The following is a 14899-nucleotide window of genomic DNA, read 5'->3' as shown; positions in this document are numbered from 1 at the left end:
TCCAGTGTTTAGCCAAGATCTTCTGGATACCGCGCATAAAGCGCGGTACGTAGACGAAGAAATTAAGCACGGTAGGTAGGCGAAAAATTTAGTGGAGGTTTCTCAAAACTGACGATACCTCAGGGAAACAGACCCTGAACGATCGTCAGTTTTTTAAATTTATCATGTACCACTTAAGTTTCTCTACGTACTGATTTAAATTTCTCTACGTACTGCTTTCCTACGTACCGCGCTTTATGCGCGGTATCCAGAACGATATTTTAAGATGCCGCTGAGCATTTCTATAGCAAGATCTCCTGGATACCGCGCATAAAGCGCGGTACGTAGACGAAGAAATTAAGCGCGGTAGGTAGGCGAAAAATTTAGTGGAGGTTTCTCAAAATTGACGATACCTCAGGTAAACAGACCCTGAACGATCGTCAGTTTTTTAAATTTATCATGATTTAAATTTCTCTACGTACTGCTTTCCTACGTACCGCGCTTTATGCGCGGTATCCAGAACGATATTTTAAGATGCCGCTGAGTATTTCTAGAGCAAGATCCTCTGGATACCGCAGCATAAAGCGCGGGAGGTAGGAGTAGAGCTGGGTTGGTAAGATTCAGCTGGAAGCGGCCAAGCTACGGTTCTGCAAAATTGGATCAAGTCGTGGCAACAAACCTATTTTATTTTTCTGGAAAAATTTCCACATCTGTGTAAAAGTAATTTGGTTGTATTTAAATAAAACAATTAAAAGCCAGGAGTTAACGTGAAGGGACTGAAATGTATTCTTTTATTGGCTAGTATCTGGCTGATATGGGAAACTGCTTTTACCGCAACCGAATCATCATATGCCACACTTCGTATTATTACTCCGGAACAATCATTCACTCTAACTAACTCTGCTTTGTTGTCTCATCCAGATCTTACCCAAGTCACTATTAACAATGATCGAGCCTACCCAAACAAAATCATGCATCATAAAGTGATCCCCTTATGCAAACTGCTTGCCCCCTTTCACATTAGACAACACGATATCGTCGAATTCATAGCCAAAGATAATTTTCATGTCTATGTACCGGCACTTAAAATCATGGATTGCAGTAAGAATGCCTCCATCGCGATGTTGGCTATAGAACCTGCGTCAAAATGGCCAATAATTGATAATCATACGGGACTTACTGCAGGTCCTTATGAAATTATTTGGCTTTATCCTAAACGCTCCTATATATCAAATGAATATTGGGCATGGAGTGTTATTACGGTAAAGATTATTCGAAAATTCAATTATCAACAGGTTCTTGCTCCTCCCGAAACAACAAATTCATCCATTGCTAATGGATATAAAATTTATATTAGTCATTGTGAAGGTTGCCACATGATGAATCACTTTGGAAAAAGTAAGATTGGTCCGGATTTGAACTGTCCGAAAAATCCATTAGATTATTATCCGAACATAACCCAATTAAAAAAATTTATTCGTGATCCCAAATCAGTTCGTTCACTTCCACAAGGACGAATGAGCGGTTCAGATAAACAGTCTTTATCCGACAAGGATCTGGATGATTTGATTCAGTTCTTTGCGTATATGAATATAAAAAAACAATGCTAATTGACAACCCGCTCCTGACAAACTAGAGTTTTAATATGCAAAGGATGGATAAATAGCATGAAGCTAATTAGGCAAATTGTTTTTATAACCCTCTTGTTCCACGGTATCTTTGCCTACAGCGATCAACTCATTGTGGGTGTTTTAAAATTTGCGCCTCCTTTTTCATCAGCAGATGTAGACAATCACTTTTTTGGTTTCAGTATCGACCTGATGAATGAAATATGCAAACGCATTAATGCAACCTGTACCTTCAAAGGAACCGATTTGAACTCACAGTTCAAAGATTTAAATGATGGGGTTATAGACATTACCACGTTACCAAGTCCTATTTCCTCGACTGAGTCAGGAGACTACATATTCAGTCTGCCTTATATGACAAGTAGAGGACAATTTGTAGTATTAAAAGGTTCAAATATCAATTCAACAGAGGATATTAAAGATAAAAAAATTGGGGCGCTTCAAGCAACTTCGTTCCAGTATAATATTCTCCCTAATTATACATCCCAAAAAAACATTAAAACATATTCCCAAGTTACGGCATTAATACAAGCTGTAAGCAATCGAGAGGTTGATGCCGCTTTATTGAATGAACATGTTGCCAGATATCTATTACTCAACAAAACCATAGATGGCTTTCAACTTATAGGGAACCCTATTGTTACGGGAAATGGATATGGAATAATTGCGCTTAAAAAGAATGCTCCTATCATTGATAAAATTAATAAAGCCTTATTACAAATAGAAACTGATGGAACTTATTTAACTCTTTATAATAAATATTTTGGTAAATAGTTTAAGCAAAACATTGTGTAAATACACAGCAGATTTAAGAAAGAACGTTTCATCACTTTATACCCAGTTCAGTGAAAGCTATTTGATGGGCAGAGTAATAATAAATTCACTTCCTTTTCCTTTGACACTGTTAATTGAAATAGTTCCATGATGTTCTTGAACAATACTGTATGAAATGGACAAACCCAAACCTGTCCCTTTGCCAACGGGTTTAGTAGTAAAAAAAGGTTCAAAAATCCTTGCTATTGTTTCCTTACTCATCCCAGTCCCTGTATCACGAATACTAATTAAAATGCGATCATTTCTCTTACTGGTTGTAATAGTAATTTCTCCCTGTTCCGGGATTGCATGCACTGCATTTGTAAGAATATTCATAAATACTTGATTGATTTTCCCTGGAAAACATTCTACTTCGGGAATATCACTATAGTTTTTATTGATGGTAATTCGATCGCGAAATTGATTGTGCAATAACGTTAATGTAGAGTCGATGTTGTCATGAATATTAACGTGCTTCTTCTCTCCTTCATCAAGCCGAGAAAAAGTACGTAAATCTTTCACAATATTTGCTGTACGTCGTGCGCCTTCTTCAATGCCATCAAGTAAATTATGCGTTTCCTGTAGGGTAAAAGACAGATCAATGTCGTCGCTATATTTTGCGATTTCCTGTAACTTTTCTTTTATTAATGTTTCAGGAGTAATTTCACCATATTTATTTAACAATTGCACAATGTCTTCGATATCATTTTTTAATGGGCCAATATTGGCAGAAATAAAATTAACCGGATTGTTAATTTCATGTGCAATTCCTGCAGTTAATACCCCTAAAGAAGACATTTTTTCCGATTGAATGAGTTGGGTCTCTGCCTGTTTTAACGTATCTAACGCATGATTGAGCTGGATGTTTTTTTCATTAAGATCGCGTGTACGTTGTTCCACACGTGATTCCAACTCAATATTTGCTTGCAGTAGTTCTTCTTGTGCTTTTTTGCGTTCCGTAATCACGGCGGACAAGATTAAGGTAGTAAAGAATATAACTGCAACAAACGCTTGTAAAAATAATAGACTGGTTGAAATATTAGCAAAATCAAATTCCTTATAGCCATGTATCTCAAGCCAGAGCACAGAAATCGATATTAAAAATGCCATGATTGTTGCTAATCGAGTACTGAAACGTACGGCAGACCATACACAGAAAGGCAGCAAGATATAAGCTAAAGGATAATGCAACATATAGATCATACTCATAGTACAACCTAATAAAACGACTAAGAGCGCATACTCAAGAAATAGCTTCACATTGAAAGTGAGTTTACTTTGGTACCAGGTCAGGATAAGCGGTGTGATCACAATAATACCTACAGCATCCCCAATCCACCAAACAAACCAATTATTCAGAATTTGTTCTGGTTTAATTAAGCCAAATAGCGTCAGCGAAATAATACCAATGGTGCAACTGACAAGGGAAAAGAGGAAATCACCCCCGAATGTAAAAATTAAAACATCTCTGACGGTATAAAATGGGGTTTTAGTCCGAGTATAATATTGAATAAATTGAGCGGCCCAGACTGCCTGTAATCCAGCACCAATTCCTATGATTGTAGACGCAACCCAGTTCTCCCAGGACAGCAAATTACCTAGTACCGCAGTAACAATTATTTCAGCAGCAACTACCCCGAAAAAAACGTGATTCCCATACCAAAGAACCATAGATAGTGCAACGCCTGAGGGAAGCCAAAGGGGTGTCACCATTGTATTTGGAATGACCCAAATATTACTTGCAAACCCGCTTATGGTGTATAAAAAAACTGTAATTATATTCTGATACCAAAACCGCCACGTTTTTATGGAATTAAGGTTCATGTTTTCTTACCAAGCACTCTATAAAGCTTGATTTTTCCCTCTTTACCTTTAATTACCTGGGGCCCTATTTCTTCAACCAGAATTTCATTTGCAATAGGTTTATAAGTCGTTTCACTAATCAATAAAGTATTGGGATTGTCTTTAGTAAGGCACTCTATGCGTGATGCAATATTTACGGTGTCGCCGATCACAGTGTATTCCATATGTTCACTAGTACCTACATTACCTGCGATTACCTCTCCCGTATTAATACCAATTCCTATAGCGATATCACGACCTATTTCACCACGGTATTTGTCATTAAACTCATTCAACGCATCGAGCATTGCTAATCCTGCAAGTACCGCATTCAACTGGTTATCGATATGCGAAACAGGTGCACCGAATAAAGCTAGGATTCCATCACCAATTAATTTATTAACACTGCCATGATAGTCCCGTATTTTTTGACTCATTAATTCAAAATAAGCATTGAGTACATCCACAGATTTCACAGGCCCCAACTTATCTGATATCGAGGTAAATTGGCGTATGTCTGCAAACATGGCAGAAATAATACGGTATTCACCGCGAATAAGTGAGTTATCCCCCTGATCATTTAAAATTTCATCGACTATATTTTTAGGTACGTATTTTTGAAACAATTCTAAAATCCGTTTTTGATAAAGAACTTCTTGATTCAGTTTTTCAATTAAAGACAAACGCTCCTCTTCAAGGCCCAGCATCTTCAGGCCGGTATCAATATTTATCTTTAACTCAATTGGATCCCAGGGTTTAGTAATATAGCGAAATACTCGACCTGTATTGATCGCCTTAATAATTGCTTCAACATCAGTAAAACCCGTTAAAATCATACGAATGGTGTTGGGATACTCAGGAATAATCGATTCCAAAAATTGTACCCCGGTCATTTCTGGCATTCTTTGGTCTGTAATAACAATTTGAATATTATTTTGGCGCATAATATCCATACCTTCGCGTCCTGAAGTGGCTGTAAACACATTAAATTGACGACGAAATGTTGCGACGAAAGCGGTAAGATTATTCGTTTCATCATCAACATAAAGGATATTATATTTTTTATCCATAAAAACTCTAGAAGCAAAATGTACCCTATAGATATTTATAGTCTATAGGATGTTACTTTGACCAGTTTTAGTTATAGAAGTTTAAGAAACTTCATTTCAATTCGTATTTGATCGAAGACTCTAATGTATCGTGTACTAAAGAATTTGATGACGGGGATGTTTTTAACATGGAAAGCGCCACATGTGGCGATTCTTGTTTATTTTGGGTTAGGTGATCGGCAATGAGATCCTTAGTTGCTAACTCTAAATAACGGGTTGCCATCTCTAATCTATAGTCAATATCACCTCGTTGTACTCCGTTGGTTACTTTATCATAGGAGCGTGCGATACCAATAGAAGCAAGACTTAAAAGTCTATAATCTTCAGCAGTAAAATAATATTGGCTGTTTAACCCTTCTACTTTGGCAATTTCTTGTAATTCCATAATTTTATTGATTGCATTATTAAAATCTTCGATTGCTTCTTTGACTTCATTACTGTCAATTTCTGAATTATCCAGTTTAACTTTTGCTGTTTGATAATATTTTATAGCCGCAGAACGAATTGTAATTGGAGTTCTCATTTTAATCCCTCGAATAATTAATACCCTACCCAAGATTAGCGCGCATGATACTAAAGCACATCGCATTTTTAAACTCAGCTCGTCCTATTTTAGGATAAATTAAATTAGTTTAATTTTTAGCTGCCGGGATAGGGGATGAAAAAATCAAATAGACAATTTAGAATTAAGGGAACCTCCATAAAAAGAATTTTAAATGAAAGCTACCTCAGTAAGAACATTTGATCCCAATCTTAAAATTGAAACAGAACGATTATTACTTCGTCCCTTTACTTTAGCTGATTTAGATCATTTTTCGTTAATATGTGCGGATTCAGAAGTAATGCGTTTTATAGGTACAGGAAAACCTCTTGATAGAGAAACAGTACAACAGCAAATGATGTCATGGATAGCTTCATATAAAGAGCAAGGCTTTGGCCTATTAGCACTTACACTGAAAGACAATAAAAATCTCCTTGGTTTTTGTGGCTTATTAGAGCAAACCGTTGATGGAGAATTATATATTGAACTTGGATATCGGCTCGAGCGGGCTTCCTGGGGTAAAGGAATTGCTACTGAAGCAGCCAAAGCTATAAGAGACTATGCATTTAAACAGTTAGGCCTGACACATTTAATTTCTATTATTCAAATAGATAATATTGCTTCAAAGAAGGTGGTACAAAAAGTTGGGATGGAGCACTTGAAAAGAACACATTTTAAAGATGTTTTAGTTGATGTTTTTCATATGAAATCCAATTTAGAATGCAATACCTTATAACTAGTAGCCTAATTTATTAATTAGTCTTTTTAAGATATAAATCCATCCAATCTTTAAATCGTTGCAAACGGTCTATTTGAAAATCCGGTCTATCAAGCGTGTGGTATTGCTCGGGATAAATGATCAATTGTGTCGGTATATTCAGTGATTTTAAGGCCTGATATAATTGTTCGGAACCAACACATGGCATGTTAAAATCCAAACTGGCACACATAAACAAAGTAGGTGTTTTAATCTTATTTGCCTTCATTAAAGGGTAACTAAGCTTTAGGTAAATTTGAGTATTTAACCAAGGTTTTCCTAATTCAGACTCATAATCTAAAGTATATTGATCCTGACCATAGTTTCCCAAAATACTACCGGTTCCAGCTCCGCTAATCGCCGCTTTAAAACGTGGAGTACTTGCAATAACGTAATTAGTAAGCATGCCTCCATAACTCCAGCCTCCTACAGCCAATTTATTGGGATCGACGATACCTTTCTTAATTGCATAATCCACAGAAGCAAGGACATCTTTGACATCTAGGTTTCCCCAGTCAGCTTTAATGGCATTGGAAAAATTAAATCCTTTTCCAGAGCTTCCCCGCGGATTAGGAGCTATAATGGTATATCCTTGAGCAGCGAGCCACTGCCAGTCAAAATTGAACTCATGGCCGAATTGGTAAACAGGCCCTCCATGTAAATTTAAAAATGCGGGATATTGTTTTCCAGGTTTATAATATGCAGGCTTGAGCAATAAACCTTCGATTAAGGTTCCATCAGAACTTTTAAATTCAATGTTTTCCAAGGGACGAAATAGTACTTCATCTAAAAGTTTTTGATTATGGTGGGTTAATGGTCTTAACGTATTTTCTACTGCAAACAGTTCTGGTGGATGTTGATCATCAGAGGAAACAATTACTATATGTTGTTGCCCTATTGAAAATTCACTATCAACTTGCTCACCTTTAGTTAATTCTCTGACAGCACCGGTAGCGACATCAATTTCACTAAGATGAGTAGTTCTGCTTGTCTCAATCAGCGCATATATTTTTTTACCATCTTCAGACCATTTAGGTTTGGTAAACCAGCGATCTATAGGGGCAATAATCTGCTCCTTATGACTGGCCAATCCAACAACCGCTAATTGCGTGGGAGCATAGATAGGTGACTTATTATTAAAGCTTAAAAAAGCTATTTGAGAGCTATTAGGGTTCCATGCGGGAGTGGATTCCCAATCAGGATCCATTGCACCTCCTGGAAAACGGGTCAATTGTATCGCTTTACTTCCAGGTTTGTTGCTTATTACATACACATCTGAATTGTAACTCCTATCCGGTTTAGTTCCTCGTTTAGAAATAAAAGCAATGTAATTTCCATTAGGAGACCAGGCTGGGGCCCATTCATCATAAAGACCTGGAGTCAATAACTCAATTTGTTTGTTTTGGAGCGCTACGCGATAAAGATGCGCTCTTTTTTCGCCAAGATAACCCTCTGTATCTTTTTTAAAAAGATATCTTGTGATGACTATGGGGGCATTGTTGGTATCCTTTTCCTTTGATTCACTGGCGATAAAAGCAATACTTTGGGAATCAGGAGACCAAGCAAAATCACTCACATCATACAGGCGATTTGTTAATTGTATAATTTGTCCGCTTTGTCTGTTAAATAATTGAAGGCTGCTCGCTTCATCATTCTCTAATAAAAAAGCAATCCATTGGCCATCAGGACTCCATTTGGGTAAAGAACTGCTATTTTTTTTATCATTCGTTAGTTGCTTTGATATTTTACCATCGTAGGATACTACCCAAATATTGCTTACTGCATCTATTTTGCTAACATTTTCTTCTACTGTATAAACTACCCATTTTCCATCTCGTGACATATCAGGTTCACTGACTGTCTTAATTCGCATAAAATCGCTCAAAAGCGGTAGTCTCTGAGAAGAAGACCATCCATTTACGCAAAAAATGGAAAATAACATCACTAGAATAAGCTGAAGATAGGAACACTCTTTTTCCAAAATAATTTTCCTTTAAGAAAATTGGAACTTCATCTCTTACTTAATTCTCCGGAATTATGTTCTATTAATTTACACTCCCGGACCCTATGAGCATAGATAAATCATCATTCTTAAGAATATTTTAAAATAAAGCCCCCTGAGGGATAGCAGTTTTTCATTTTAAATTTCTACCACTTAAATTTCTCTACCTACCGCGCTTTATGCGCGGTATCCATAACTATATGTTAAGATGCCGCGGAACATTTCTATATCCCCTGGATACCGCGCATAAAGCGCGGTACGTAAGCGAAAATTAGTAGAGGTTTCTCATCAAAAAACTGACGTTACCTCGGGTCCCCCCAGGAATCATCTAATTATTTCTTATATTTTAGTCCAAATTTTATTTTATAAAAATTTTCCATGAACATCCGTTATGTCCTGATTTTAGAAAGCGCTTTTCGCAAGAAACAACAGAGTGAATTTCAAATAATTGTTTAATTTTTTTCCATTTTATGCAAATTAAAGCTAAAATATACTCACGAGACATAAAAAAGGAGTTTTTATGATTAAGATATTCAAGGTGCTCTTAATAGTATTATTCATGAGCGTAAGCCCGTTTGCTTTGGCATATAATGACTATGCTTACCATCATGGACATCATAAACATCATAAGTATCATAAGTATTATAAAAATCATCATTGGTATTACTATCCTGCCGGATATCATCACCATAAAAAATATAAATATAAGCACCACAAGTATTATCCATATAAATATTATAAATATAAAAATTATCCCTATCGCCCTGGATGGTATTATACATGGTGATCTATTCAAGAAAATTTAGATGTAACTTTCAAACATAGTAAGTAACGTTATTGAATATAAAGAAAATATTCAATAACGTTACTTTTGCAAAACATTTTTAAGCACAAAGAACACTATTTCCTTATTTTCTTGCTGTTCCCAATTCAATCAAAGATTTTTATTGACCAGATAGATCAATATATGAGATAACGACACTGGTATAAAAAGAACAATAATGCAAAATATGGATCATTGTTGATGAATTTATATCAAAATCACAGGATCTGTCTCGTAAATGTCTGAATGAGACTAAATACTAAGGGAGTTATCTATGAGAGCATTAAGAGAATTACGTCACGCTAGACCCTACCATTTTTCGAAAATCAAGGACGTTCATCTCTCACATAAACCTAGTTTTTTATGGGGTACTTTTTCCGGCGATCGTTGGCGTCATAAAAGCATGGGAGAAACATTAAACCACATTACAGATCCTAAGATGTATCATGAATTGCAATCCCATGCATTTGATAATTTAAAGTCATGGCAAAAAGAAAAAACCGCACCGCCCCAAAAAGTTGAAGTGGTTCCCAGGGATTTTGGAGACACCGCGTTGGAAGTGACTAAAAAGCATGGAAAAGTATACCCAGTTCTTAATATGGCCAATTCCTTATTTCCTGGAGGGGCTGCTCTCGAAGGAGGAAGCGCCCAGGAAGAAAATATGTGGCATCGCTCATCTTGTGCCCGCTCATTATTGTCAAAAGGTGTGTATTATGATGAGGTACAAAAATGTTTTCTTTATGATGAAAATACCAGAAGGCTATTGAACGGGCAGGAGAAAATGAGTCCTGAGGAATTGGAATCATTAGGTTTACTACGGGGAATAAAAGTTCCTGAAGCCTTCAAAGTTTTTATGAGTGAGCAACCCCAAATTTGCTTTAGAGGACCGGAGATTTTAGTACCAACAAATTCAGATGAATTCACCTCAAAAAAACAATTTACTGCTGACAGTATATTGAGCTATACCTTTCTCCCAAAAGATAGAATATTCCCCTTTTATGAACTCAGAGCAGCCGCTCCTGAGCTTGTTGGTAAAGAAATTAACTTAGAGAATAAAGATTTCTTAAATCAATACACCAGTGACTTAAGACGTCGTATAGGCGCTCAGCTAGATACATTAATACTTAAAGGGAAAACTGATGCAATCCTGGGAGCCTGGGGATGTGGAAGTTTTAAAAATAAGCCGGATATTGTTGCCAGAATCTACCGTGATGAAATAGAAAAACGAGCCAAACATTTTCAGCATATCGTATTTCCGATAATAGATACGCAATATGAAGCAAATTACCCTGTGTTTAAACAATACTTAGATGGCTTGAAACTTGGAAATTCAGCGGGCAAATCAAGTTTCAATACAAAAGCACTTACGTGGCCTAATCCATATAGTATTTATGCTCAAGGAGCTAAGAAACCAGAAACAACATTAAAAGATGAACCCCAAAATTCGATTTGCGGTCCCTTATAACCCCTGCTGATCCAACAGCTAGAGCAGTACTTTAATTCTCCAGATAGCTCAGTCTTAACATGATTGTGCTATCTGTCTAAACAACTGATACCCTATGTTAAAAAATTATTCTTCTTATCATTCTTCTTATAAGTTGCTTGGGATAAGCGCATCTAATCATATAAAGGTATTCATTTAGGATTTAAGACCCTTTTATCCAGTATATTATTGCTCAAATTAAGGCACAAATGCTTTAGGAAATTGCAAGGACAAGCTTCTCTTATGTTTTCTAAGTAAATTATTCGATTATAGGCTCTTCTTAAATCAATTTAATGAAGAGCCACTTAGGATTAACTCATAACATATGACCTTTTTTATATATGGCCATTATGCTAAACAATATGTTTATTGATGTTTTTTTACTTTGTGATAAGAAACTGGATGGCCTGTCACAACCCCCACTCCAGTATCAACTACCTTACCAATCCCATGTCCTACAGTTGCGCCAGTATCGACTACATAACCCACACCTGTACCTACCACGTTAGCACCATATTTTACACCAGCACCTACTGTTGCATTGCTGTATTGACTGGCTTGATTCAGCGTATTACAACCAACCAAACTCAAGGACATAAATAATGCCGAAGATGCAATTATCACTTTCATTATGTCTCTCCTTAAAGCATATACAAAATGATCACCATATATACATATAGCCTATAAAATGGTCTTTTTACAGGTTTTTTTGAGAAAATATTTATATATTGTCTTGATAGAATGAAGAATTTTAGTTAGTAATTTTCTAAATTTTGTCTGATTTTAGACAAATCCGAGTCTGTTATGCATGCCAAATGGAAATTTTAAGCATTGATTTTAATTGATTGGAGAAACATAAGTAGCAAGTAGTGCAGTGCTCTAAATAGAGCTTAGAAAATCATGTAGTAAATCGTTCAATTTAATGCACTACCCCTATTTATTATTTCTCTTTTTATTTAGAACTCTTCTTGATAGGGGTCAGGATTATTTTCTTGGAAATTTCTAAAATTTTCTTCCGCTTCATTTTTCTTTTCAATATTAAAGCAATCTTTTTTCTCTGCAGGATCGTGTATGCTTTCGCAATTATTATTTGCATATAAATTTGGATTTACAGGATCAACAGCAAATGCATTCAGTGAAAGTAATGCCATAATAACAACTAATTTTTTCATCATTGACTCATTATTTATTTTATTAATAGAGCTATCATACCCAATTCAAACAATAAAATACATGTAAACATGTGTAATCCCCTGCTTTTACATAAGAAAAATAATTCGCAAAATTTAGCCCAGCCTAATGAAAGATAGCGAATTTTATTAGTTTAATCTTGGTGAATCAGTATTTAGCATTTATAGTTGAGTCGCAAAAAAAGGAAAGGTATCGCTTCGAAGATTTAACTTTCTGTACTCTATTTACAATTTTTAAGGAGAAACAATGGGGGATAATAAAAAGAAAAAAAAGGATAAAAAATCAGAATCTGGATGGCTTTATAGTATTTTTAATACTCCAACGAGCCCTACACCTTACTGTACTCCAGATCAATGCTTCATGACCAATCAGCAAGCATTCTCCAGTACTAATTTAATCGCTCCTCTTAATTCAGAACATACAACTCCTCCGGTTGAACTGAACACTTCAACGCCTATCAGTGACCTTGTCCATTCCTTGAATTTATCGGATCTCTTTCCTCCAGAATTAATCCAATTAATCACCGATGCAGCGCAACAAGGTCTTTTGATCTCCATGTTAATCACATTAGTTAATGAGGGAGCAACAGACTATTTGAAGCATTTACACTATCAACCCGATCAGATTTATTGGATTAACCAAGGCATTCGGGCTCTTTTACTTATGGCACTGGGTTCTTCGGCATATATAGCCATTGCAACACCTTTAGCAGGATATGTGCTCCATGCTTATGGTGGTTATAGTAAAGATAAATCGAATTACATCACTACAGGAGCTGTCGTAGGTATCAATTTATTAACCAACCCAATCAGTCTCCTCGAAACGTCAATTGCCCTAGGTACTTCAGTATGCGCTAGCTTCTTAGGAAGCAAAATCACTCGGTCCGGTTATAGCTTTGTACGCAATACTTTTTTCAGAAGCAAGGACGTTGAGGATAATCAAGAAAATGAGCAGCTAACCAAAGCTCAATTATCTTATTAACTAACCGTGATAACTTGGTTGCTTTTTGCAACCAAGTTTTTCCAAATATTGCGACAAGGTAGGAGACGGAAACAATTACATAGAGTAAGAGCTAAATGCATCATCCAAACTGTTACGGTACGCTTCTACTTCTTTCTGTTGAGCTGCATCCATCATGAGTTGTTCCCCAACTGTAGCGATTACATAAGGCAAGGGCTTAACTACAGAGGCAAAAAAAGAAACATAATTGCTATCGCCAAAGAAGCTAGTGTCTTTGGGAAATGCCTTCATTTTTTCAGATATTTGTTTTACTTGTGTTTGCAACAGTTCTACTTGTGCCATTGCTTGAGTCGCGAAATAATAGGTACCCACAGCCCCCCCGATAACGAGCGGTAAGCCAATGATAAGCGGTACAATAGAAAAAACTGAAGTTAAAACCAATACTGCTCCTGTGGCAGCCGCCAGTACGGATAATCCAGTATTACACCCATTGTCGGCAACAGACAATAATTGCTGATTAAAGGCCGAAACGTGTTCAATAAATTGATTTAAACCGGCCTTTTTTTTACCAAACTGAATGTCCTTATAAATTTGGCCATTATGGGTTTGCGGACCGTGCATTGCTGTTAGATGATTTAGCATTTGATCGATAATATAGATTAGATCAGTGATTTTTCCTTTGCGAAGATATGCCATAACAATATTATGAATTGTTTTTGTCCAGTTAGGTTGTAAATTACTAAACTCACGAGCATATAAGTTGAGTTGTCCAGCAAACTCAACAGGTAGTTCTCCTCCAATATTCAGATGATTTTTTTGCCAGAAAGAGCCAGAATATTTAGGCAAACCTTCAGTAAACGTTTTATCTCGTACTGTCAGAGTATTTAACAAGCTGACATACATATAAAACTTACCAAAATGATCGGTCTTTTGCTTTTCAATGTGTTGGCATAATAGAGCTAATTGATTTGAAGGCATTATTATTGTTCTCGCGCTGCAAAAATTAGCAACTATATCATAAAAAAAATCAAAAGATAAATTATTAATCACTTAATTTTCAATAAGTTAAAACTGAAAATTTGCTAAGTAATTGACCGTATATTAAGAGAATATGAATGCCCTAATCGACATTAATATCCTGAAAATTCTTCTGTACGAATGTTGTCATCATTAACACCTGCCCCATTTAACCTACTTCGCATCGTAGCAACCATAGTTGCTGGACCAGATATATAATAAATAGGCTTGGATAAATCATTAATGTATTTTTTAAGCATGGTCTTATCGATATGCCCTCTTTCACCATCCCATTTTTTACTTGAATGAGCTATTTTTGTCATGGTTGGGATAAAGCGATAGTTTGGATTTTCACCTTCAAGGGACTTCAATTCATCAAGAAAAGCAGCTTCTTCGGGAGTATGGTTGGAATAGAAAAAAAAATCTGATGAGGTAATTGATCATGAGTTGCTTGCATAATGATACTTCGTGCAGGAGTAATCCCTATGCCACCAGTAACATACACCGCAGGGATAGACGTATTATTATGTAATGTAAAGGAACCTGAAGGTGCAACTAATTTAAGAGAAGTATCTAAAGGCAGATTTTTTAGAACACGTTTAAAGCACCATCCCGCATTCGGGTCGCAATAGTGATAGTGTTCACCATTTCATCTTGAGTTAAAAATAAATTCCTTTAGAAAAGTTATCAAAATAGTATAGCAACCCTTTTTATTAGGAAATCTAGTATGATTTTATTTGGATCAAACTAATTG

The 14899-nt window shown here is 36.0% G+C and carries 15 protein-coding genes; 6 read left to right on the top strand and 9 right to left on the bottom strand.

The features are described 5' to 3' along the window. Positions 1-746 precede the first annotated feature (746 nt). Positions 747-1589, top strand: coding sequence for a c-type cytochrome (locus FOLKNPGA_RS06505; RefSeq protein WP_182352231.1), 843 nt, complete (start codon positions 747-749; stop codon positions 1587-1589). Between the two features lie 57 nt (positions 1590-1646). After that, positions 1647-2381, top strand: a complete 735-nt coding sequence (locus FOLKNPGA_RS06500; protein WP_182352230.1) for a transporter substrate-binding domain-containing protein — start codon at positions 1647-1649, stop codon at positions 2379-2381. Positions 2382-2459: 78 nt separating this feature from the next. On the opposite strand, the gene FOLKNPGA_RS06495 is transcribed toward FOLKNPGA_RS06500, so the two are convergent. The 3 genes from FOLKNPGA_RS06495 to FOLKNPGA_RS06485 all read right to left on the bottom strand — a co-directional run bounded on the left by FOLKNPGA_RS06495 (position 2460) and on the right by FOLKNPGA_RS06485 (position 5894). Continuing rightward, a complete protein-coding gene (locus FOLKNPGA_RS06495) occupies positions 2460-4244 on the bottom strand; it encodes an MASE1 domain-containing protein (RefSeq protein ID WP_182352228.1) in 1785 nt (594 codons plus the stop codon). After that, on the bottom strand, positions 4241-5332 hold the full coding sequence (locus tag FOLKNPGA_RS06490) for an adenylate/guanylate cyclase domain-containing protein (RefSeq protein ID WP_182352226.1): 1092 nt from the start codon (positions 5330-5332) through the stop codon (positions 4241-4243). The genes FOLKNPGA_RS06495 and FOLKNPGA_RS06490 overlap by 4 nt, the downstream gene beginning before the upstream one ends. Before the next feature lie 91 nt (positions 5333-5423). Then, complete coding sequence (locus tag FOLKNPGA_RS06485) at positions 5424-5894, bottom strand: hypothetical protein (RefSeq protein WP_182352224.1); 471 nt, start codon at positions 5892-5894, stop codon at positions 5424-5426. Positions 5895-6087: 193 nt separating this feature from the next. On the opposite strand from FOLKNPGA_RS06485, the gene FOLKNPGA_RS06480 reads away from it, so the two are divergent. Continuing rightward, positions 6088-6648 (top strand): GNAT family N-acetyltransferase, encoded by a 561-nt coding sequence (locus FOLKNPGA_RS06480; RefSeq protein WP_182352222.1) that lies wholly within the window; start codon positions 6088-6090, stop codon positions 6646-6648. Positions 6649-6664: 16 nt separating this feature from the next. On the opposite strand, the gene FOLKNPGA_RS06475 is transcribed toward FOLKNPGA_RS06480, so the two are convergent. Both FOLKNPGA_RS06475 and FOLKNPGA_RS06470 read right to left on the bottom strand, forming a co-directional pair. Continuing rightward, the gene (locus FOLKNPGA_RS06475) at positions 6665-8542 is read right to left on the bottom strand and encodes a S9 family peptidase (RefSeq protein WP_255466062.1); all 1878 of its coding nucleotides are present in this window, start codon (positions 8540-8542) and stop codon (positions 6665-6667) included. Between the two features lie 686 nt (positions 8543-9228). Then, positions 9229-9453, bottom strand: a complete 225-nt coding sequence (locus FOLKNPGA_RS06470; RefSeq protein WP_182352221.1) for a hypothetical protein — start codon at positions 9451-9453, stop codon at positions 9229-9231. A gap of 315 nt (positions 9454-9768) precedes the next feature. Between FOLKNPGA_RS06470 and FOLKNPGA_RS06465 the strand changes: the two genes are divergently transcribed. Further along, the gene (locus tag FOLKNPGA_RS06465; RefSeq protein WP_182352220.1) at positions 9769-10959 is read left to right on the top strand and encodes a poly(ADP-ribose) glycohydrolase domain-containing protein; all 1191 of its coding nucleotides are present in this window, start codon (positions 9769-9771) and stop codon (positions 10957-10959) included. Between the two features lie 384 nt (positions 10960-11343). On the opposite strand, the gene FOLKNPGA_RS06460 is transcribed toward FOLKNPGA_RS06465, so the two are convergent. Next, positions 11344-11607, bottom strand: a complete 264-nt coding sequence (locus tag FOLKNPGA_RS06460) for a hypothetical protein (RefSeq protein WP_182352219.1) — start codon at positions 11605-11607, stop codon at positions 11344-11346. A gap of 326 nt (positions 11608-11933) precedes the next feature. Beyond that, positions 11934-12152, bottom strand: coding sequence for a hypothetical protein (locus tag FOLKNPGA_RS06455; protein WP_232890777.1), 219 nt, complete (start codon positions 12150-12152; stop codon positions 11934-11936). A 262-nt stretch (positions 12153-12414) separates the two neighbouring features. On the opposite strand from FOLKNPGA_RS06455, the gene FOLKNPGA_RS06450 reads away from it, so the two are divergent. Then, complete coding sequence (locus tag FOLKNPGA_RS06450; protein WP_182352218.1) at positions 12415-13149, top strand: hypothetical protein; 735 nt, start codon at positions 12415-12417, stop codon at positions 13147-13149. Positions 13150-13224: 75 nt separating this feature from the next. On the opposite strand, the gene FOLKNPGA_RS06445 is transcribed toward FOLKNPGA_RS06450, so the two are convergent. Continuing rightward, positions 13225-14106 (bottom strand): hypothetical protein, encoded by an 882-nt coding sequence (locus FOLKNPGA_RS06445; RefSeq protein WP_182352217.1) that lies wholly within the window; start codon positions 14104-14106, stop codon positions 13225-13227. 152 nt (positions 14107-14258) lie between these two features. After that, the gene (locus tag FOLKNPGA_RS18875) at positions 14259-14516 is read right to left on the bottom strand and encodes a hypothetical protein (protein WP_255466061.1); all 258 of its coding nucleotides are present in this window, start codon (positions 14514-14516) and stop codon (positions 14259-14261) included. 114 nt (positions 14517-14630) lie between these two features. On the opposite strand from FOLKNPGA_RS18875, the gene FOLKNPGA_RS18870 reads away from it, so the two are divergent. Beyond that, positions 14631-14777: a hypothetical protein gene (locus tag FOLKNPGA_RS18870; protein ID WP_232890774.1), complete on the top strand. Its 147-nt coding sequence runs from the start codon at positions 14631-14633 to the stop codon at positions 14775-14777. Positions 14778-14899 lie beyond the last annotated feature (122 nt).

The organism is Legionella sp. PC1000, assembly GCF_014109805.1.
Taxonomy (GTDB): Bacteria; Pseudomonadota; Gammaproteobacteria; order Legionellales; family Legionellaceae; genus Legionella; species Legionella resiliens.
The sequence above is the reverse complement of the archived record's forward strand: the minus strand, read 5'-3'. Positions and strand labels throughout refer to the sequence as shown.